This is a genomic window from Vibrio sp. 1978 (assembly GCF_033344345.1).
In genome coordinates this window covers 1-538 of sequence record NZ_JAWPOP010000929.1, presented here as the reverse complement: position 1 = coordinate 538, position 538 = coordinate 1, and the positions used below count along the sequence as shown (strand labels likewise).

Sequence of the window (538 nt, the reverse complement as noted above, 5' to 3'; positions counted from 1 at the left end):
CCTTTTTTATGTTTTGCTCACAATGCATGCTTAAACATAGCGTGTGAATTTTTTCGGGTCGAATGCCGCTCGAATCGCTTCACCGATAAAGGTGACCATCACCAGTACCAGTACAATGGACGTCACAACAGACGCCACAATCCATGGCGAGTCCAAGTTGGACTTACCTTGCTGCAGTAACTCACCCCAGCTTGGTGTTGGTGGCATCAAGCCTAAACCAAGATAATCACGCGCTGTCAGTGCGGTGATAGTGGCGGCAATAGTAAATGGCGCTAAGGTGACAATCATGACCATGGTATTTGGCAGAATATGGTTAAACAGGATTCGGCCTGTCGAGGCACCCAACGCACGAGCTGCCATTACGTACTCGCGTGCAGATTCTTTGTAAGTCATGGTACGCATGTACCATGTCATCCCCATCCATCCAAACAACACGTTGATGGCGACAAAGAGCGTGAAAGTCGGTTGAACGATGGACACCAAAATCATAATGACGTACAGGAATGGCACCATTGACCAAACCTCAATCAAACGTTGG

General features: G+C 48.0%; 1 protein-coding gene. It reads right to left on the bottom strand.

What is annotated here, in order from left to right:
- Positions 1-30: 30 nt before the first annotated feature.
- On the bottom strand, positions 31-538 hold a 508-nt coding region (locus R8N49_RS29915; RefSeq protein ID WP_318190805.1), incomplete at its 5' end, for an ABC transporter permease subunit.